Raw genomic sequence first — 18,966 nt, 5'->3', positions numbered from 1 at the left:
CCAGTATGTAAGACCCCTTGAAGACGACGAGGTAGATAGGCTGGGGGTGGAAGTGCAGCAATGCATGGAGCTGACCAGTACTAATCGGTCGAGGGCTTATCCAATAGCAAGTTGTAATTCGCATGTTTCGTTTCGAATCTAGTTTTCAGGGAGCAATCCTTGAATGATGTTGAAGATTGTTATTTGGAGAGATACCCAAGTGGCTATAAGGGGACCCTCTGCTAAGGGGTTAGACTGCGTAAGCGGTGCGAGGGTTCGAATCCCTCTCTCTCCGCCATCTTTACCTAAAGATGGACAAGCAATCGATACACAATTAATATGGCGGTGTAGCTCAGCTGGCTAGAGCGTACGGTTCATACCCGTAAGGTCGGGGGTTCGATCCCCTCCGCCGCTACCATATTACCCAGGAGGCTTAGCTCAGCTGGGAGAGCATCTGCCTTACAAGCAGAGGGTCGGGGGTTCGATCCCCTCAGCCTCCACCATATACGCCGGTGTAGCTCAACTGGTAGAGCAACTGACTTGTAATCAGTAGGTTGGGGGTTCAAGTCCTCTCGCCGGCACCATTAATGCCTGGAACCGTGGTGTAGTTGGCCTAACATGCCTGCCTGTCACGCAGGAGATCGCGGGTTCGAATCCCGTCGGTTCCGCCATTAATCCTAAAAATTAAATATGGCTCGGTAGCTCAGTCGGTAGAGCAGAGGACTGAAAATCCTCGTGTCGGCGGTTCGATTCCGTCCCGAGCCACCTTTAATCCTTGGAGGATTAGCGAAGTGGCCAAACGCATCAGACTGTAAATCTGCTCCCGTACGGGTTCGGTGGTTCGAATCCATCATCCTCCACCAGTTTTATGAGTCATTAGCTCAGTTGGTAGAGCACCTGACTTTTAATCAGGGTGTCGAAGGTTCGAGCCCTTCATGACTCATCTTTAAGAAAAGAGTGATTAATCATTAATTTGATTAGTTGCTCTTTTTTTGTTATGTAATTTTAGCTCAAAATGGATATTTATTAATGCTGGGCAAGATATGATAAACTAATAGAAAACATGCAGAGTGGTGACGTTCATTATATGAAGCTCATACCTGATCTAAAACAGCAAATTGAAGTCATTATAGACACAAATTTGGACGAATATGAAATTACAATAGAAGAATGGATGCAATCTGTTGCCAATCTAGTTGGTAATCATGAAAATTCAGAGACCTTTGGTGATGAAGGTGAGTGTCAGGAGTTATCTGATCAATCTGCATCTCCAATTTCATCCGATGTAATCAGTTTGAATACGGGAAAGCGTATATTTTTTAAGGTTCGGATGAATGAGCAAGAAGAGACTGTCGTGTGTTGGGGATGCCCTGCAAAATCAATTACCGTAGAAACACGACAATTGATTGAGCTTTTGATCCGCACTAACACGGCTCTACCCGATGAGGTACAACCTGTTGTATATGAGAATGATAGGGAGCAGTATTTGACTGAATTGGGTCTCTGGCTTAAAGAGCAGATCGAAGAACCAACCAAGCAGGAATCTGAAGCGGTTCCTGATCGCTTTGTGGTGCCCGCAGGATTAAATGCTGAGAAGATTCTGTTCTTGCTGCAAGGGGATACACCGGATGCACATCGTTTACGATCCAAGGAACTCAACAAGTTGCTTGAGAGTTACTTTGGCGAGGAAATTGTCTTGATTCCTTTGGGGGAGCAAGAGTGGATTTTCATGGGTGATAAAGAAATTGTTACTGAAGAAGCCGAAGAAGATACAACGGAAGCCAAAAAGGATTCACTGAACGCTTTTTGTCTGGGGTTACATGAATTGGTTGCCAGTGAGTGGGCTGGGGTGTTCCATCTGTCTGCATCTCTGCCATGCATTCCTGCGCAACAACTTGTATCGGTCACAACTCTTCTTAGAGAGAGTGTTCACTTAGGGAGAGCATTCCATGTTACGCAGCATATTCATCTCCCATGGGATCTTCACCTGGAGAGGTTGGTAGCGAGCATTCCAGATGATCAACGTATACGTTTTATAAAGGAAACTGGCAAAGACACGGTTATCTTCAATGACAGTGAGACACTTGCTACGCTGGAGACTTTTTTTAGCCTGGACTGTAATGTCAGCGAGACAGCGAAACGACTTTTCATTCATCGTAATACGTTGGTATACCGTCTGGACAAGATCAAACAGGAGATTGGCTATGATGTGAGGCACTTCGAAAGTGCCGTTCTAGTGCAGTTTTTACTACTAATGTACAAAGTGACGAAAAAGCATTGATATTTTTGTGCAGTTTGCGAATAGTCAAACCTCACGTAGATAGGGTATTATAAAAATACAAATTGTATTCGATTACAAAATGATCTCTGAGGAGGCAACAATCATGGCTGGAGTACGTTTAGAGCATATTTTCAAAAAATACCCGGGTTCTGATAAAGCAACTGTAGTTGACATTAACCTGGACATTAAAGATAAAGAATTTCTGGTACTGGTAGGTCCGTCCGGTTGTGGTAAGTCAACAACACTTCGTATGATCGCAGGCCTTGAGGAAATTTCTGAAGGTAAACTCTATATCGGTGACCGTGTCGTTAATGATGTTGCACCTAAAGACCGCGATATCGCGATGGTATTCCAATCCTATGCCTTGTATCCGCATATGAGCGTATATCAAAACATGGCGTTTGGTTTGAAATTGCGTAAGGTTAAAAAAGATGAGATCGACAAACGTGTACGTGAAGCAGCTAAAATCCTGGATATTGAACATTTGCTTGAGCGTAAACCTAAGGCATTGTCCGGTGGTCAACGTCAACGTGTCGCTTTGGGACGTGCGATTGTCCGTGATCCACAAGTGTTCTTGATGGATGAGCCTCTCTCCAACTTGGATGCCAAACTGCGTGGTCAAATGCGTGCTGAGATCACTAAACTTGCGAAACGTTTGGAAACAACTGTTATCTACGTAACGCATGACCAGATCGAAGCTATGACGATGGGTGATCGGATCGTTGTTATGAAGGATGGTATCATCCAACAAGCAGCTTCTCCGGAAGAGTTGTATAACCTGCCGGCTAACCTGTTCGTAGCTGGTTTCATCGGTTCCCCGACAATGAACTTTATCTCGGGTAAACTCGCTGAGCAAGGTACTAGCATGCATTTCATAGCTCCTGGTGTGGATGTTGAAATCCCGCAAGGTAAAGCACAAGTGTTGAAATCTAGAGGATACATTGGTAAAGAAGTGATTCTGGGTGTTCGTCCAGAAGACATTCACGAAGAGCCAGTATTCCTGGAAGCATCCCCGAACTCTGTATTCTCTACACACGTCGATGTTACAGAGAACCTGGGTCACGAAATGCTCCTCTACTTGAGCGGTGTTGGTAATGATACAACGATCGCACGTGTAGACGGACGTTCTAACACTCGTGATGGTTCCACAGTTAAAATGGCCATCGACATGAACAAAGTTCATATCTTTGACAAAGAGACTGAAGTGAACGTACTTCTTCAAGACAAATAATACTGGGATTCCTCGGTGACGATGGAACCTGACAGTTAACGCAATTATACATTGTAATGAGAGCCCCTTCCGTTATTGCTGGAAGGGGCTTTTTTAAGATTAATGAATTTATAAGTTTCGGCAGAGTTGAAGGATTAATAATCGTAAGAAAAACACCCCTTAAACTACGAATGTAGTATCCTAGAAGGTGCTTCGATCAGAAGACTTTTCTTACTAATGGTTGTCGGAGGCTGCGATTGCATTCATCCCGGAATTCATTTAAGATTATTTGAAGGTCTGTCTTCATTTATTTGAGAGAATCGACTGTTGGAAGGGTATGCATTCTGTACCCCATGTTGTGAATGCGCTAATAATGGAAATAACTGATACACGATCTGATGTACATAGAGGGACAGCTAATGCTGAAAGGAAGAGACAAATGGCGAAAAAAGTGAAAGTATCTGAACTGGTGCAGCAATTTCAGTTGGAGGTTGTTTCTGGATCTCACGGATTGAAAAGAGTCATTACGGTAGATGACCTGAACCGTCCTGGTCTGGAAATGGCCGGTTATTTTGAATACCATCCACAAGAACGGGTACAGCTGCTTGGAAGAACGGAGTTAGCTTTCTTTGCAATGTTACCTGAGCAAGAGCGGCGCGATCGTATGCAACGTCTTTGTACGGAAGAGACGCCTTGTATCGTTGTCACGCGTGGACTGGAAGTTCCGCAAGAGCTGATTGATATCAGTGAAGAGCAGAATCTGGCTGTACTTCGCAGCAATATGGCTACTACGATCCTATCCAGCCGGATCACAGGATTTCTGGAAAAGAAATTGGCACCAACAGCAACCATTCACGGTGTACTTTGTGATGTCTATGGCGTAGGTATGCTGATCACAGGTAGCAGCGGTATTGGTAAGAGTGAAACAGCGCTTGAACTGGTGAAACGTGGACACCGACTGATTGCCGATGATGCGGTAGAGATCCGCCAAACGTCAGATTTTCAGCTGCACGGTACTGCACCTGAATTGATCCGCCACTTGCTCGAGATTCGAGGTGTCGGTATTATCAACGTCATGACATTATTCGGGGCTGGTGCGGTTCGGAATAACAAACGGATTACTTTGGTTGTACGTCTGGAAGCATGGCAGCAGGATAAACAATATGATCGTCTGGGTCTGGATGAAGAGACTACACGTATCATTGATACGGATGTACCTCTCGTTACGATTCCTGTTCGTCCGGGACGGAACTTGGCGGTTATTATTGAAGTGGCAGGTATGAACTATCGCCTGAAACAGATGGGTCTGAATGCTGCACTGCAATTCACGAACAAGCTGACAGCAACCATCTCGGAAGATATGGAAGACATGGATTAAGAAACATTTTATACAAGGAAATGAAGATAAATGGTTGACATGTACTGCTTCTCTTAAGGCGCAGTGTATGCCAACCATTCGTCATGCGTGCGATTGATTGAATAAATAGGAGTGTGAATGAATGGATACATTATTACTGTTGAACCCGATTGCGTTCTCTATTGGAGCGTTAAAGGTTCACTGGTACGGGCTTATTCTTGGTGCTGCGGCACTTATAGGACTCCTGCTCGTGATCCGGGAGGGCAAACGATACAATATTCCACAGGAAGTGTTTATGGACATGGTCCTGCTGGGTGTGCCTTCTGCCATCATTGGTGCCCGCATCTACTACGTCGCATTTAAATGGGAAGATTATAAAGATAATTTCTGGGATGTTTTTAAAATATGGAATGGCGGTATCGCCATCTATGGTGCCCTTATTGGTGCAATCATCTGTGCAGTTATTTTCTTCCGTCGTAAAGGGTATAACTTCTGGCGTATGGCCGATATCTGTGCGCCTGGACTGCTCGTTGGACAGTTGATCGGACGCTGGGGGAACTTTGTGAATCAGGAAGCCTACGGCGGTCCTGTGGAAGAGTCATTTTTGAGAGACAAGCTTCATCTGCCGGACTTTATTGTGAATCAAATGAACGTAGATGGCGTATTCCACCATCCTGCATTTTTGTATGAATCGATGTGGAGTCTCGTTGGTCTGGTCTTGCTCTTGGTTCTGCGTCGTCAGAAGTTTCTGCGTTCAGGTGAACTGTTCATGTCTTATTTCATCTGGTACTCTATCGGTCGCTTCTTTATTGAAGCTTTGCGTACGGACAGTCTGGGCTTCCAGGCTCCGCAGTGGGTTGCTTCACTAGTGAACGGGTTGTGGTCTCCAATGACTGCAATGGGCTTCGAACAAGGATATCTTGATCCTGCTTACGGTAACGTAAGAATCTCGCAACTGCTCGCGATTGGCATCATTATTGTTGCTGTTGTATTCATTGTGGTGAGAAGAGTGACAGGTAAAGCAGATGTTCGTTACAGTGATCCGATTGTATCGTCCAAAGTTACCTCAGATGATATGGAGCATACGGGAACAGTTGCTGGCAAAGAGAATAAGGTAACACCTCCAGCCAAAGATGAATCCAAGCAAGTTGATGATAAAAAGGAGTAATGCAACATGATTGACACGGTATTGTTTGATCTGGATGGAACAATTATTGATACCAATGAGTTGATTATCAGCTCATTCCAGCATGTCATGGGGGGATGGAAGCATTCAGCTCCATGGACTCGGGAACAGATCATTCCACATATGGGTGGCACACTGGAGCAGCAAATGCGTACCTTCTCTGGCCAGGAGGAAGTCTCCGAGTACGTGAAAGGTTACCGTGCTTATAATGATATCCATCATGAAGCGATGGTTAGACCTTTTCCACATGTTATTGAGGTAGTAGAGGCGCTGCATCAGGCTGGCATTGTTATGGGTGTGGTCACAACCAAAATTCGTCCATCTACATTAAAGGTGCTAGAACGTTTTGACCTATTGAAGTATATGAAGACGATTGTAACAGTAACTGACGTAACGAATCCGAAGCCGCACGCTGAACCGGTACTGAAAGCGATGACGGAACTGAGTGCAGATCCTGCCAAAACGTTAATGGTGGGTGACAGTCCAGTGGATATCCAATCGGCACAGAATGCGGGCGCACTCTCGGCGGGGGTTGCATGGTCCCTTAAAGGGGAAACAATCCTGAACGGATATGGACCCGATCATATGTTGCATGACATGAGAGACTTGTTGAAACTCATCCGTATTGAAACGGGACGTTCATGAGAAAAGTAACCCGCTATCCGGTAGAGGACCAGAATGCACTTTGGCATATCTACAAGACAGTGAGTCCGTGGAAGGGCGTTCGTAATTTTATCTGGATCCAGTTGTCACGTTATTGTCCGATCCTATCGGTGAAGAATTGGATTTACCGCCGAATGCTCGGTATGAAGGTGGGAAAACACACGGCCTTTGGCCTGATGGTGATGGTGGATGTGTTTTTTCCGGAGAAAATAACGGTCGGCGAAAACTCGGTCATCGGTTACAACACAACGATTCTCGCTCATGAGTATCTCATTAAGGAGTACAGGCTCGGTGAGGTGATTATCGGGGAAAATGTATTGATTGGTGCTAACACAACGATTCTGCCCGGGGTAACCATAGGGGATGGAGCCGTTGTGGCTGCTGGAGCAGTCGTACATAAGGATGTTGCACCAGGAGCTTTTGTTGGAGGTAATCCACTGCGTGATTTATCCCGTGCGGCAGCTTCTACGGAAGAAACTGTCTTTAACACGGATGGTTCTTCTCAGGGTAGTGTGCATTGAGTCAATAAAGTAATGAATGAAGATGAATCAATGAAGATGATTCGAAGTAAAAAGCTGCTGACGGCAGCTTTTTTCGTATATAAATACCGATTGGCGAGCGTTACGGTGTGTATATAAAACGATATGTCGATCCAAGGGCAATCAAGCTTTGGTATTGTTGACGGTAGTGCGGATTTCATGTTATCATATCCCATATCCTTTAGTTTGTTAGCACTTTACCATGTGAAAGTATTCTTGGAGAAATGAAGCATGATAAGGATTGAACTAAACCAATAGTTGAAGGCTTATGCGATAATACTGTGATTCAGGTTTATAAGATAGAATGGGGATTTACACTACATAAATCCTGTTGAAATAGAACGAGTGCAACTCTTAAATTACTGACTCGGGGTGAATATTACCAATGTCCAAACCAAAAGGTTTTGAAAAACCGACCGGATTCCGCGATTATACACCACATGTAGTATCCAAGCTGCGGACGATTGAACGCAATGTACTGGAATGTATGGAACGCTGGGGTTACCGTCAGATCATCACACCAACGATTGAATATTACGACACGGTAGGTGTGGCAAGCTCTACATCAGATCGCAAATTGTTTAAATTATTGAACAGCCGTGGAACCACGCTGGTGCTGAGATCGGATTTAACAGCTCCAATTGCACGCGTCGTTTCATCCATGCTCAAAGATGAGCAGTTGCCGCTGCGTCTGTCCTATCATGCGAACGTATTCCGTTCTATTGAAGAGGAAGCTGGACGTGAAGCTGAATTTTTCCAGACGGGCGTGGAGCTGGTTGGAGACGACTCACCTGAGGCGGATGCAGAAGTTGTTGCGCTTGCGATTGCCTCTTTGCAGGCAGCGGGAGTGTCTTCTTTTAAAATAGCGATGGGTCATATGGGATTCCTGAACGGATTACTGGAGGAAGTGATTCCAGGCCAGACCGCTGAGCAGGAGCAATTGAAGGAAGGGCTGCTCGGACGTGATTATGTCGGCTATCGCCAGTCGATTGAAGCATTGAATCTGGAGCCGAAGTTGAAAGAACAGCTTGAAGCGATCCTTCGTCTGCGTGGTGGCAAGGAAGTATGCACACATGCGGTAGAGCTAAGTTCAAGTGCTGAAGCAGCACAGTCGATTGCACATCTGTGTGCCGTATTCGAAGTGTTGGAAGCGTACGGTGTATCCGAGCATGTGCTGATTGATCTGACGATGATCGGTGATTTCTCCTATTATACAGGCATGACCTTTGAAGGGTATGCGGCAGAACTGGGTTCACCGGTATGTAGCGGCGGACGGTATGATAATCTGTTACAACAGTTTGGGCGCTCGTTGCCAGCTACAGGATTTGCCCTGAAAACGAACCGTATTATTGATGGTGTTCATGGCATTACGATTGAAGAGAAAAAACCGGTACTTATCCAATATACCCCGAAACGTCGGGCCGAGGCACTAACAGAAGCGGCAAGATTACGCAGTATGGGACAAAATGTAGTGACACTCCTTCTTCCTGAAGATGGGGCTGGGGCAAGTGCCGTATCGGTTGAAGCAAGAACCGTTCAAGCGGAGCAGGTTATTACTTACGGATCTGAAGAAGGAGGACGCTGAGATGTCGGATATTCTGAAGGTGGCCATGCCGAAGGGCCGAATCTATAAAAAAGCCTCCAAATTGTTTCGTGAAGCGGGGCTGGATATTCCAGAAGACGTGGACGATACACGCAGATTGGTCATCGAAGTACCGGAAGCGGGAATGGAATTCATTATGGCTAAGCCAGTAGATGTTCCAACATATGTGGAGTACGGTGTTGCTGATATCGGAATTGTTGGTAAAGACGTGCTACTGGAGGAAGATCGGGATGTGTACGAACTGTTGAATCTGGGAATCGCTCAGTGCCGTATGTCTGTGATCGGACTTCCAGACTGGAAGCCAGGCATCCAGCAACGTGTTGCAACGAAGTATCCAAGGATTGCTTCACAGTATTTCCGGGAGCAGGGGCAGCAGGTCGAGGTGATCAAGCTGAATGGTTCCATTGAGCTAGCGCCCCTGATTGGTCTGGCAGACCGGATTGTCGATCTGGTGGAGACAGGTCAGACACTGCGCGAGAACGGATTGGTGGAGATGACAAGCATTCTGGACATCACCAGCCGTCTTATCGCCAATCGGGTAAGTTATCGGATGAAAAATGCACGAATCCAGGCTTTGTGTGATGCACTTCAGCAGGTCATACCGACATCGAATGAGATATCGGCGGGAAGCTTTCGGGGATAAATTAATGCGTTGGAAACATAGATGAGAAACATACAAAGCAGAAGCAGAAGCAAAATTAAGAGTAAGAGACAAAATAAAGAAGCAAATTGGCCACATGAAGGCAGGTATTACACAGGATGAGGAGGTTGTACGTATGAAAATTGTACCTGCACGGGAGTTTGATCTGAAGCGGGAAGTGGAGTATGGCACGCCGGAGCAAAATGAAACGGTACGGCGTATTGTCAGCGACATTCGCCGTGAGGGTGATGCGGCACTGCTGCGTTACACGGAGCAGCTGGACCGCACAAAGCTGACGGCCGCGGAATTGCGCGTGCCGCAGGAAGAGCTACAGGCGGCTTATGCAGCCGTGGAGCCATCCTTTGTGACGGCGATTCGGCAAGCCGCCGCCAACATTCGTGCGTTTCATGAGAAACAGAAACGCAACTCGTGGATGGATTGGCAGCCGGACGGCAGCCTGCTGGGCCAGGTCATCCGACCGCTGAAGCGGGTCGGCGTCTATGTACCTGGCGGCAAAGCAGCGTATCCATCGTCTGTGCTGATGAATGTGATTCCGGCACAGGTGGCAGGCGTGCCGGAGATTGTTCTTGTGACGCCGCCGTCAACGAACGGTGGCGAAGGTATTAACCCGTACATCCTCGTTGCTGCTGCGGAAGCAGGCGTGAGCGAGATGTACCGGGTTGGCGGCGCTCAAGCTATCGCCGCCCTGGCTTACGGCACGGAGAGTATTGCACCGGTCGACAAGATCTGTGGACCGGGCAATATTTACGTGGCGCTCGCGAAGCGCGAGGTGTACGGTGCGGTCGATATCGACAGTATCGCTGGGCCGAGTGAGATTGTGGTGCTCGCCGATGATATGGCGAATCCGGTGTATGTCGCCGCCGACCTGTTGTCGCAGGCGGAACATGACGAGATGGCATCGGCCATTCTCGTCACGAATTCGGCCACGCTGGCGGAAGCCGTGCAGGGCGAAGTGCAGCGGCAGCTTGAAGTGCTGCCGCGGCGGGATATCGCTACTGCTTCCGTGGAGCAGTATGGCGCGATTATTGTGGTTGATTCCATCGATGAGGGAATCGACGTGGTGAACCGACTTGCACCGGAGCATCTGGAGATCATGGTGCAGGAGCCTATGGCTTACGTTGGCCGGATCGAAAATGCCGGCGCGATCTTCCTCGGCCCGTACAGCTCTGAGCCGGTAGGGGATTATTTTGCCGGACCGAATCATATTATTCCGACCAATGGCACTGCGCGATTCAGTTCGCCAGTGGACGTGGATGATTTTATCAAGAAATCGAGTCTGATCTATTATAGTAAAGAAGCGCTACTGCAGAACGGAGCGGCTATTATAGAGTTGGCCCGCCATGAGGGTCTTGAAGGGCATGCCCGTGCAATTGCTGTACGGTTAGAACAGGAAGGAAAGGCGGAATCGGACAATGGATAAGCAAAATAATGGTGTGGAACTTAAAAACAAAGGTGCAGTGCGCCAAGCAGAGGTTGACCGCAAAACAAACGAGACCAATATCCAATTGGCTTTTGCCGTAGATGGAACAGGACAATCCACGATTGAAACGGATGTACCTTTCCTGAATCATATGCTGGATCTGTTCACAAAGCACGGACAATTCGACCTGAACGTGCAGGCCCGCGGAGATATTGATATCGACGATCATCACACGGTTGAAGACATCGGAATCTGTCTCGGACAGACGTTGCGAGAAGCGTTGGGTGACAAACGTGGAATTAAGCGTTACGCCAGTGTTTTTGTACCAATGGACGAGGCACTCGCTCAGGTCATTATTGATGTGAGCAACCGACCGCACTTTGAATACCGTGCAGAATACCCTTCCCAACAGGTAGGCAGTTTCTCCACGGAGCTGGTACATGAATTCCTATGGAAATTGGCGCTGGAAGCTCGGATTACGTTACATGTCATTGTGCACTATGGTCAGAACACCCACCACATGATTGAAGCGATCTTTAAAGCATTGGGACGTGCACTGGATGAAGCAACGATGATTGATCCACGTGTAACGGGTGTGCCTTCCACGAAGGGAGTGCTGTAGACGATGGCGATTGCAATTGTCGATTACGGTATGGGTAACCTGCACAGCGTCGGCAAAGCGGTCGAACGTCTTGGCTACGAAGCGCTGGTCACAGGTGACCGGGAAGAGATTCTTGGTGCAGATGGTGTTATTCTGCCAGGCGTAGGTGCTTTTGGTGATGCGATGGTTCATCTGCGGGAGAGTGGACTGGATACGGTGGTGAAAGAAGCCGCTGCCGGGTCCAAGCCACTGCTCGGGATCTGTCTGGGGATGCAGTTGTTGTTCAGCTCAAGTGAAGAGCATGGCGAACATGAGGGACTGGATATTTTGCCAGGTAAAGTGGTGCGTTTCGCCCCAGGAGAACTGAAGGTTCCTCATATGGGATGGAACCGTTTGGAATTCCTGCACGCGGAAAACCCGCTATTTGCGGGGCTTGAGGCAGGTCACGTCTATTTTGTCCATTCCTATCATGCGCTTACTGAAAACAGGGAGGATCTGCTGGCGGTAACGGATTACGGACATCCGGTGACAGCCATTGTAGGCAGAGGATCCAACTTCGGTATGCAATTCCACCCGGAGAAAAGTGGAGAGCTTGGTATGAAGTTGCTCGGCAACTTTTTGGCTCTGACAGGAGCACCTATACAAAGGTAAAGCATCATCTCTTCTTAACTATAGAAAGCGTACAAATCTAATTCATATTCAGGAGGCCTTGTATGTCATCTTTTATCCTATATCCGGCGATTGATATCCGGGACGGCAAATGTGTAAGACTGGTGCAGGGAGATTATAATCAGGAGACCGTGTATAACGATGACCCGGTTCAAGTAGCTCTATCCTGGGAGAAGCAAGGCGGTACATACGTTCATCTGGTCGATCTGGATGGTGCCAAAGCGGGTCATCCTGTTAACGATGAGCTGATCGGGCGGATTGCCTCGGCTGTGAATGTACCTGTTCAGGTGGGTGGCGGACTTCGTACGGTAGCTGATGTAGAGCGTTTGCTGGGTCTGGGTGTTAGCCGACTAATCATTGGAACAGCAGCAATTGAGGATCGTGCTTTTACAGAGGAAGTATTGGGACGTTACGGCGACAAAGTGGCAATTGGTATTGACGCTCGTAATGGTTACGTAGCAACCCGCGGATGGCTTGAAACATCGGAAGTACAGGCAGAGGTACTCGCGAAGGAATTGGCGGCGTATGGGGCAGAAACGTTTATCTTTACGGATATTTCCCGAGATGGCATGATGCAGGGTCCTAATGTGGAAGCGATTGTGTCTCTAGCCAAGGCAAGCGGACGGACGGTTATTGCTTCTGGCGGTGTAAGTGTAATGGATGATTTGCTTCGTCTGAGTCGCCACGCGGATGATGGTGTTGGTGGAGCAATTGTGGGTAAAGCACTGTATACGGGAAGCATCGATCTGTCTGAAGCAGTACGTGCGGTCAATAAGTAAGGGATATTCGGATAGAGAGGAAGAGGTAGCATGCTGGCAAAAAGAATCATCCCCTGTCTGGACGTGAAGGACGGCCGGGTCGTCAAAGGCGTCAACTTCGTTAATCTCCGCGATGCGGGTGATCCGGTAGAGCTGGCGGCACTATATGACCGCGAGGGCGCGGACGAATTGGTGTTTCTCGATATCTCCGCTTCGGTAGAAGGTCGCGAAACGATGGAAGAAGTCGTACGGCAGACGGCGGGCGAGATCGCTATTCCCTTTACGGTAGGTGGTGGCATCTCCAAGGTGGAGGACATGAAGCGGATTCTCCGTGCAGGTGCGGATAAAATTGCAGTGAATACAGCCGCGGTACTTAATCCGCAGTTGATCGCAGATGGTGCACGTCGCTTTGGCTCGCAGTGCATCGTGGTAGCGATTGATGCCAAGTTTAACGAAGCTTGGGGCGAGTGGGAAGTCTATACCCATGGTGGACGGAAACCCTCCGGGATCAAGGCGTTGGAATGGGTTAAACAGGCTGAGAGCTTGGGCGCGGGAGAGATTCTGCTCACAAGTATGGACGCGGACGGAACAAAAGACGGCTTTGATCTGAAGCTGACGGCAGCAGTATCCGAATCTGTGCGTATTCCAGTCATCGCATCGGGCGGTGCGGGCAAAGAATCTCATTTCTATGATGTATTTACCACAGGCAAAGCGGACGCAGGGCTGGCCGCAACGATTTTCCATTACAAAGAAATCGCCGTACCGGCGTTAAAACAACATTTGAGAGAACAAGGGGTGGAGATCCGTGACTAAAGTGAGCGATGAAATCAAGGAACAGTTGTCCTTGGAACAGGTTGTGGAACACATTCGTTGGAGTGACGGTTTGGTTCCTGCCATTGTGCAGGATGTAGATACTCGTGAAGTTTTAATGATGGCTTATATGAATCGCGAATCCCTGAAGTTGTCGCTGGAATCCGGTGAGACCTGGTTCTGGTCACGCTCGCGTCAGGAGTTGTGGCATAAAGGGGCAACATCTGGCAACGTGCAGACGATTACTTCCCTAAAATATGATTGTGACGGCGATACCTTGTTGGTTGAGGTGAAACCGAACGGTCCGGCTTGCCATACAGGGGCGGTAACTTGTTTCCATAATGAAATCATTGGTTTGCCAGAGAAATCGGCAGACAAGGCTTCGGATGAAGCGGGTGCGGCATCTGCTTCTGCAAGTTCCGGTTCCGAAAGTCGCTTTGAGGTATTGGCTGAACTGGAATCCGTTATTGCAGAGCGTGAACGTGAGCGTCCTGAGGGTGCATATACAACGTATCTGTTTGATAAAGGTGTAGACAAAATACTGAAAAAAATCGGTGAAGAAGCGTCCGAGACGATCATCGCCGCCAAAAATAAAGATAATGACGAGCTTCGTCTGGAAGTCAGTGACCTGATGTATCACCTGCTGGTCCTGTTACAAGAGCGCAAGCTACCACTGGACGACATTATGTCAGAGCTGAGCCGCCGTCATGAACGGCCTCGCCGCGATTAGGAGGCGAGTTTCGTGCGTATAGACTATCATACACACCATGAGCGGTGTGGACATGCCGTGGGCAAACTGGAAGAGTACGTGCAGCGTGGTGTGGAGATCGGACTATCCCAGATTGGATTGTCCGATCACATGCCCTTGTTGCATGTCGATCCGGCTCAATATTATCCGGAAATGGCGATGCCTATGGATGAACTGCCGCGTTACGTAGGGGAGTGTTTCTCCCTGAAAGAACGTTACCGTGGGCAGATTGACGTACGTGTTGGTCTGGAAGGTGACTATATCGAAGGCTGGGAAACAGAGATCCGTGCGATCATTGAGCGTTATCCATGGGATTATGTGATTGGCTCTGTGCATTTTCTTGGGGAATGGGACATTACGGATTTCCGCCAGACCCATCACTGGGAGGGCAAAGACATCCTTGAAGTATATCGTCAGTACTACGATGCCGTAAGCAAGGCAGCCGCCACGGGCATGTACGATATTATGGGCCATACGGATGTCATTAAACGCTTCGGTTTTGTTCCTTCAACAGAGCAAACAGAAGAACGTATCTCACTGGAGAACGCAGCGTTGCAGGCTATTGCCAAAAGTGGCTGCGCCATGGAACTGAATGCTTCCGGGTTATCGAAGCCTTGTGCCGAGATGTTCCCTAGTCGCAGAATGTTGACGGAAGCCATTCGCTTGAGTATTCCATTAACCATGGGCTCTGATGCACATGACCCAATGAAGCTGGGCGATTATTTGCCTGAAGCTGAAGCACTTTTACATGAGTTGGGCTGTACGGAAGTCGCTGTTTTTGAAGGCCGTCATCGCTCGTTCATTCCTTTAAATGTATAAGCCATTAGAGTATAATGAGGGTAGGAAATAACCTTTTAGATAAGGGATTATATAGGGACTTCAACCCTCGGGAGGGCATTATGCAGCATTCGTTACGTATTTTTTCCGGTTCATCGAACCCTAAGCTGGCAGAACAGGTATGTGACAAGCTGGGTGTACAACTGGGCAAGATCAAGCTGTCCAGGTTCAAGAGCGGAGAAATATACGTTCATTATGAAGAAACGATCCGTAATTGTGATGTGTTTCTGGTACAGTCGTTGTCTCATCCGATCAATGAGCTGTTTGTCGAGTTGCTTGTGATGATTGATGCTGCAAAGAGGGCTTCAGCGCGCACTGTGAACATCATTGTTCCGTATTACGGCTATGCTCGTCAAGAGCGCAAATCCGCACCTCGGGAACCGATCTCGGCCAAGATGGTAGCAGATGTATTAACTACGGCTGGCGCCAATCGAGTGGTAACGATCGACCTGCACGCAGCGGCCATTCAGGGATTCTTCAACATTCCGGTTGACCATATGACATCACTGGATCTGATTAGTGATTATCTGTTAAGCAAAGGAATCGAGAACCCTGTTGTCGTCTCCCCGGATGCGGGACGAGCATCGATGGCAGAGAAGCTGGCGAACCGTCTGGATTCTCCATTTGCCATTATGATCAAGAAACGTCCAAGCCATAATGAATCGGTGATTACCCATGTCATTGGTGATGTAGAAGGACGGACACCTATTATTATTGAGGATCTGATCGACACTGGAACAACCATTCTGAATGTTGTGGAAGGGTTGAAGGAACGTGGCTCCAAAAATGTATATGTATGTGCAACACACGGATTGTTCTCGGATGGGGCAGTAAGTAAATTGAATCACCCGTCAATTGAAGAGGTGGTCGTTACGGACTCGATCGCACTGCCAGATGACCACCCTGAATGCTTCAAAGTGTTACCTGTTGCGCCAATGCTGGCCCGCGCCGTACGCATTATTGTGGATGGTGGCTCCATGGCCACATTGTTTAAAGATTCTGGCATATAGAGCATCGAGGATATAACGTTGTGTTGCCAGATGAACTGTTCCGTGTCTGAGTTGTTGTCTGCTCAGCACGGTTTTTTTGTTTTTGCTCTTTGAATTCAATTCTTGCTTTGTTGCTCAGAGGCTTGTGCTATAATAACATAAAATCAGTTATGATAGCGTTATCATATAGTATTCAGCCCCTAAGGTGAGATGGATGCTGAACAGTAGAACCACGGCTGAGAACATTGGCATCGTGGAGTGAGGAGTGGGGTCTATTGTCGCGTACTTGGTATTATCGACTGTTGTTTTCGTATTTCCCTATTTTCTTTTTTACCATGACGATCCTTATTTTTATCGCATTTGTTTTCATAAATGACGTCTCTAGGGAAGAGACCAGAAAGGCAGATCGGATCTCCTCCAGTTACTTGGAGTCTACACTGGATCGTACGATCCGGGATATTGAGCTATCTGTGACCGAAACAGTACAGAACACACAAGCTTACAAGCTTTATTTTAATAACACCGTCCAGACCAGCTCGGACACGGTCTATTCAATTGCACAGAATTTGCGCGAACTGTCCAGTTCTTCTTCATGGATTCAATCCATCTATATCTACGACAAGAGAAACGACAGAGTTTTGACAGTAAGTGGCTCCAGAGAGTCGGACAGCTTCTCGGATAAGGTGTGGATTGATCGGATTGTTAACGGGCCAATCGGGTCGGGCTGGCAACCAGTCCGGGAAATCGAGGTGGACTTTCAGCAACCTGTACGGGTACTGACAGTGAATAAGGGCATGCCTTTACCTTTTGGCTCCGAGGGTACACTGGTCATTAATATCAAGATGAGCAGTATTGAGCAAAGTGTGGATAGTATGGTTAATGGGCAACTTTCCTTTCTGACGATTACGGATCGTGAGGGCAAGATTGTGTATAATGCCCATTCCGATTATGAAGGCGCAGTGAATGGAAAGGAGCTAAACCATTTACCGCTAGACAGATTGGGCTGGACCCTGTCCAGTGGAATTAAGGCGGGCAACTTGTTTGGCTGGGTATCCGTAGTTTCCTACGTGTGGATTGTAATTGGAATGGTGACTGTTATCTGTGCCATCGTTTATATAGTCTATATTACTCGTCGTAACTATAAGCCTATTCAGATTATCATGAACCGGATTGAAGCTCATCAAATCCGTGCGTTGGAAAACTCAGGCACTCGGACCGATGAGATGAAGATGATTGATGGTGTTCTTGAGAATCTGATCAATCATATGATGGACTATGATAAGAAGAGCAGAGAGAACGCACTTTTACAACGCAGCAGGCTGTTTAATGCCTTACTGCTTGGGGAACATATGGATCAAGTTTCAGAGCAATTGAAGGATCTGTCTCCTTTTGATGAAGTGCATGACTCGTCCCGTTTTGCCGTTGTGGTTGGAGAAATCAACAAGTATGAAAAGGGGTTCCAGGAACGGTTTACGAGAGGTGAACAAAATACGCTGAAGTTTGCTTTAATGAACGTTCTGCAGGAACTATCACGTAATATGGGAGTGCAGTGCTGGGCTGAATGGATCAGCGCAGATCGAGTAGCGATACTCTTTCTGTCCAAAGAAGATAGTGACAGTAACAGCTCGGATATGTCAGGGCAGATTCGCATTGTGGCAGAGGAATGTCAATCTTGGGTGGAACAGAATCTGCGTATTTCCCTTAGCTTTGGTATTGGGCCTATTGCTGAAGGCATAGGATCGATTCGGGATTCCTATGCAGCAGCCGAGACGGTAATGCAACGCAAGCTTTTGATGAATGGTGACGTGGGGCAAGCCGAGTGCGGAGAGCATCAGCATCCTTTGCTGGATACGTACACTTACCTGCAGATGATTGCCGACTTTGTTAAACGATTCCGCATGTCGAGTGTTCAGTGGCGTGATCAACTGGAAGAGATTTTCACAGCATTTGAGCGAAATAAACTGCCAGATGACGAGATTCGCTCTCTCATCCAGGCGATGTTACAGATGCTCAGTAGAGAAGTCGCAATGATGTCAGAGAAGCTGCAAGAAGAGCTGTCAGAAGAGAACATTAACAAGTGGCTCAAGTTGATGGAAGAGGCAGAGACACTTGAGGATATCAAAGGCCTTCTGTTTGATAATCTGACGGATCTGTTCAGAACCTATGTGGCGGTCACTGAAACCAAGAGTTACAAAGCAATGGTTAACGAAATGAAAGCCTATATTGAAGAACAGTTTGCTAATCCAGATCTTTCATTGAAACATCTGAGTGATCGATTTCAGATTACGGGCAAACATGCGAGTTATTTGTTTAAGACCGAATTCAACATGAAGTTTGTTGATTTTGTTACAGAGCTTCGCATGAAGGAGGCCGAACAGCTTCTGTTAAAAACGGATCATTCCTTGCAGGACATTGCTTTGAAAGTAGGATACGCGAACGGGATTACTTTAGGCCGTGTGTTTAAACGGGTGATGGGTATTACACCAGGGGATTATCGTCGTTTGAAACGTGAACACCTTGATCTCGAAGAATGACAAGAATATAGATGTTCATGGCTTAAGTAAATACAGGGTGAGTTTTAGGCAGTCGCTCTTCACTGAGAGAGCGGACAGTCTGGGATTCACCCTGTTTGTATTATTCAGTTATAAACTGAAA

The 18,966-nt window shown here is 47.5% G+C and carries 17 protein-coding genes, 8 tRNA genes and 1 rRNA gene; all 26 read left to right on the top strand.

Going from position 1 to position 18,966, the window contains the following annotated elements:
- Positions 1-104: ribosomal RNA gene (locus tag AC1DE7_RS30425) — 23S ribosomal RNA — on the top strand; the annotation flags it as partial.
- Between the two features lie 81 nt (positions 105-185).
- Positions 186-277 (top strand) — tRNA-Ser (locus tag AC1DE7_RS30420).
- 43 nt (positions 278-320) lie between these two features.
- A tRNA-Met gene (locus AC1DE7_RS30415) sits at positions 321-397 on the top strand.
- A gap of 9 nt (positions 398-406) precedes the next feature.
- Positions 407-482, top strand: a tRNA-Val gene (locus tag AC1DE7_RS30410).
- 5 nt (positions 483-487) lie between these two features.
- A tRNA-Thr gene (locus tag AC1DE7_RS30405) sits at positions 488-563 on the top strand.
- Between the two features lie 9 nt (positions 564-572).
- Positions 573-650: transfer RNA gene (locus tag AC1DE7_RS30400), tRNA-Asp, on the top strand.
- Between the two features lie 21 nt (positions 651-671).
- Positions 672-744: transfer RNA gene (locus tag AC1DE7_RS30395), tRNA-Phe, on the top strand.
- A gap of 12 nt (positions 745-756) precedes the next feature.
- A tRNA-Tyr gene (locus AC1DE7_RS30390) sits at positions 757-842 on the top strand.
- A gap of 7 nt (positions 843-849) precedes the next feature.
- Positions 850-922, top strand: a tRNA-Lys gene (locus tag AC1DE7_RS30385).
- 144 nt (positions 923-1,066) lie between these two features.
- Positions 1,067-2,260: a PucR family transcriptional regulator gene (locus AC1DE7_RS30380; protein WP_477535796.1), complete on the top strand. Its 1,194-nt coding sequence runs from the start codon at positions 1,067-1,069 to the stop codon at positions 2,258-2,260.
- Positions 2,261-2,363: 103 nt separating this feature from the next.
- Positions 2,364-3,491 (top strand): ABC transporter ATP-binding protein, encoded by a 1,128-nt coding sequence (locus AC1DE7_RS30375; protein WP_017691279.1) that lies wholly within the window; start codon positions 2,364-2,366, stop codon positions 3,489-3,491.
- Positions 3,492-3,909: 418 nt separating this feature from the next.
- The gene (hprK, locus tag AC1DE7_RS30370; RefSeq protein ID WP_017691278.1) at positions 3,910-4,848 is read left to right on the top strand and encodes an HPr(Ser) kinase/phosphatase; all 939 of its coding nucleotides are present in this window, start codon (positions 3,910-3,912) and stop codon (positions 4,846-4,848) included.
- Between the two features lie 121 nt (positions 4,849-4,969).
- Positions 4,970-5,995, top strand: a complete 1,026-nt coding sequence (gene lgt / locus AC1DE7_RS30365; RefSeq protein WP_405158261.1) for a prolipoprotein diacylglyceryl transferase — start codon at positions 4,970-4,972, stop codon at positions 5,993-5,995.
- A 6-nt stretch (positions 5,996-6,001) separates the two neighbouring features.
- Complete coding sequence (gene ppaX / locus AC1DE7_RS30360) at positions 6,002-6,658, top strand: pyrophosphatase PpaX (RefSeq protein WP_127546290.1); 657 nt, start codon at positions 6,002-6,004, stop codon at positions 6,656-6,658.
- Complete coding sequence (locus AC1DE7_RS30355; RefSeq protein ID WP_127546293.1) at positions 6,655-7,197, top strand: acyltransferase; 543 nt, start codon at positions 6,655-6,657, stop codon at positions 7,195-7,197. Before ppaX ends, AC1DE7_RS30355 begins: the two co-directional genes overlap by 4 nt.
- 403 nt (positions 7,198-7,600) lie before the next feature.
- Positions 7,601-8,800, top strand: coding sequence for an ATP phosphoribosyltransferase regulatory subunit (locus tag AC1DE7_RS30350; RefSeq protein WP_405158262.1), 1,200 nt, complete (start codon positions 7,601-7,603; stop codon positions 8,798-8,800).
- Position 8,801: 1 nt separating this feature from the next.
- Positions 8,802-9,461, top strand: coding sequence for an ATP phosphoribosyltransferase (gene hisG / locus AC1DE7_RS30345; RefSeq protein WP_315371828.1), 660 nt, complete (start codon positions 8,802-8,804; stop codon positions 9,459-9,461).
- A 133-nt stretch (positions 9,462-9,594) separates the two neighbouring features.
- A complete protein-coding gene (hisD, locus tag AC1DE7_RS30340; protein WP_477535795.1) occupies positions 9,595-10,899 on the top strand; it encodes a histidinol dehydrogenase in 1,305 nt (434 codons plus the stop codon).
- Entirely contained in the window at positions 10,892-11,521 is a 630-nt protein-coding gene (gene hisB / locus AC1DE7_RS30335) for an imidazoleglycerol-phosphate dehydratase HisB (RefSeq protein WP_477535794.1), read from the top strand. The genes hisD and hisB overlap by 8 nt, the downstream gene beginning before the upstream one ends.
- Before the next feature lie 3 nt (positions 11,522-11,524).
- Positions 11,525-12,151, top strand: a complete 627-nt coding sequence (gene hisH / locus AC1DE7_RS30330; protein WP_282319738.1) for an imidazole glycerol phosphate synthase subunit HisH — start codon at positions 11,525-11,527, stop codon at positions 12,149-12,151.
- 62 nt (positions 12,152-12,213) lie between these two features.
- Complete coding sequence (gene hisA, locus AC1DE7_RS30325; protein WP_047841450.1) at positions 12,214-12,948, top strand: 1-(5-phosphoribosyl)-5-[(5-phosphoribosylamino)methylideneamino]imidazole-4-carboxamide isomerase; 735 nt, start codon at positions 12,214-12,216, stop codon at positions 12,946-12,948.
- A 30-nt stretch (positions 12,949-12,978) separates the two neighbouring features.
- Positions 12,979-13,740: an imidazole glycerol phosphate synthase subunit HisF gene (hisF, locus tag AC1DE7_RS30320; protein ID WP_338589869.1), complete on the top strand. Its 762-nt coding sequence runs from the start codon at positions 12,979-12,981 to the stop codon at positions 13,738-13,740.
- On the top strand, positions 13,733-14,467 hold the full coding sequence (hisIE, locus tag AC1DE7_RS30315; RefSeq protein ID WP_127546306.1) for a bifunctional phosphoribosyl-AMP cyclohydrolase/phosphoribosyl-ATP diphosphatase HisIE: 735 nt from the start codon (positions 13,733-13,735) through the stop codon (positions 14,465-14,467). Before hisF ends, hisIE begins: the two co-directional genes overlap by 8 nt.
- A 12-nt stretch (positions 14,468-14,479) precedes the next feature.
- Entirely contained in the window at positions 14,480-15,304 is an 825-nt protein-coding gene (gene hisJ / locus AC1DE7_RS30310; protein WP_282319736.1) for a histidinol-phosphatase HisJ, read from the top strand.
- 80 nt (positions 15,305-15,384) lie between these two features.
- Complete coding sequence (locus tag AC1DE7_RS30305; protein ID WP_036616184.1) at positions 15,385-16,332, top strand: ribose-phosphate diphosphokinase; 948 nt, start codon at positions 15,385-15,387, stop codon at positions 16,330-16,332.
- A 254-nt stretch (positions 16,333-16,586) separates the two neighbouring features.
- Positions 16,587-18,845 (top strand): AraC family transcriptional regulator, encoded by a 2,259-nt coding sequence (locus tag AC1DE7_RS30300; protein WP_282319735.1) that lies wholly within the window; start codon positions 16,587-16,589, stop codon positions 18,843-18,845.
- Positions 18,846-18,966 lie beyond the last annotated feature (121 nt).

It is taken from the genome of Paenibacillus sp. 10L310, assembly GCF_056395745.1.
The sequence above is the reverse complement of the archived record's forward strand: the minus strand, read 5'-3'. Positions and strand labels throughout refer to the sequence as shown.

What these genes read in the sequence shown, in the direction of transcription:
- AC1DE7_RS30380 (WP_477535796.1), top strand. Translation starts at nt 1,067, where the DNA reads ATGAAGCTCATACCTGATCTAAAACAGCAAATTGAAGTCATTATAGAC.
- AC1DE7_RS30375 (WP_017691279.1), top strand. Translation starts at nt 2,364, where the DNA reads ATGGCTGGAGTACGTTTAGAGCATATTTTCAAAAAATACCCGGGTTCT.
- hprK (WP_017691278.1), top strand. Translation starts at nt 3,910, where the DNA reads ATGGCGAAAAAAGTGAAAGTATCTGAACTGGTGCAGCAATTTCAGTTG.
- lgt (WP_405158261.1), top strand. Translation starts at nt 4,970, where the DNA reads ATGGATACATTATTACTGTTGAACCCGATTGCGTTCTCTATTGGAGCG.
- ppaX (WP_127546290.1), top strand. Translation starts at nt 6,002, where the DNA reads ATGATTGACACGGTATTGTTTGATCTGGATGGAACAATTATTGATACC.
- AC1DE7_RS30355 (WP_127546293.1), top strand. Translation starts at nt 6,655, where the DNA reads ATGAGAAAAGTAACCCGCTATCCGGTAGAGGACCAGAATGCACTTTGG.
- AC1DE7_RS30350 (WP_405158262.1), top strand. Translation starts at nt 7,601, where the DNA reads ATGTCCAAACCAAAAGGTTTTGAAAAACCGACCGGATTCCGCGATTAT.
- hisG (WP_315371828.1), top strand. Translation starts at nt 8,802, where the DNA reads ATGTCGGATATTCTGAAGGTGGCCATGCCGAAGGGCCGAATCTATAAA.
- hisD (WP_477535795.1), top strand. Translation starts at nt 9,595, where the DNA reads ATGAAAATTGTACCTGCACGGGAGTTTGATCTGAAGCGGGAAGTGGAG.
- hisB (WP_477535794.1), top strand. Translation starts at nt 10,892, where the DNA reads ATGGATAAGCAAAATAATGGTGTGGAACTTAAAAACAAAGGTGCAGTG.
- hisH (WP_282319738.1), top strand. Translation starts at nt 11,525, where the DNA reads ATGGCGATTGCAATTGTCGATTACGGTATGGGTAACCTGCACAGCGTC.
- hisA (WP_047841450.1), top strand. Translation starts at nt 12,214, where the DNA reads ATGTCATCTTTTATCCTATATCCGGCGATTGATATCCGGGACGGCAAA.
- hisF (WP_338589869.1), top strand. Translation starts at nt 12,979, where the DNA reads ATGCTGGCAAAAAGAATCATCCCCTGTCTGGACGTGAAGGACGGCCGG.
- AC1DE7_RS30305 (WP_036616184.1), top strand. Translation starts at nt 15,385, where the DNA reads ATGCAGCATTCGTTACGTATTTTTTCCGGTTCATCGAACCCTAAGCTG.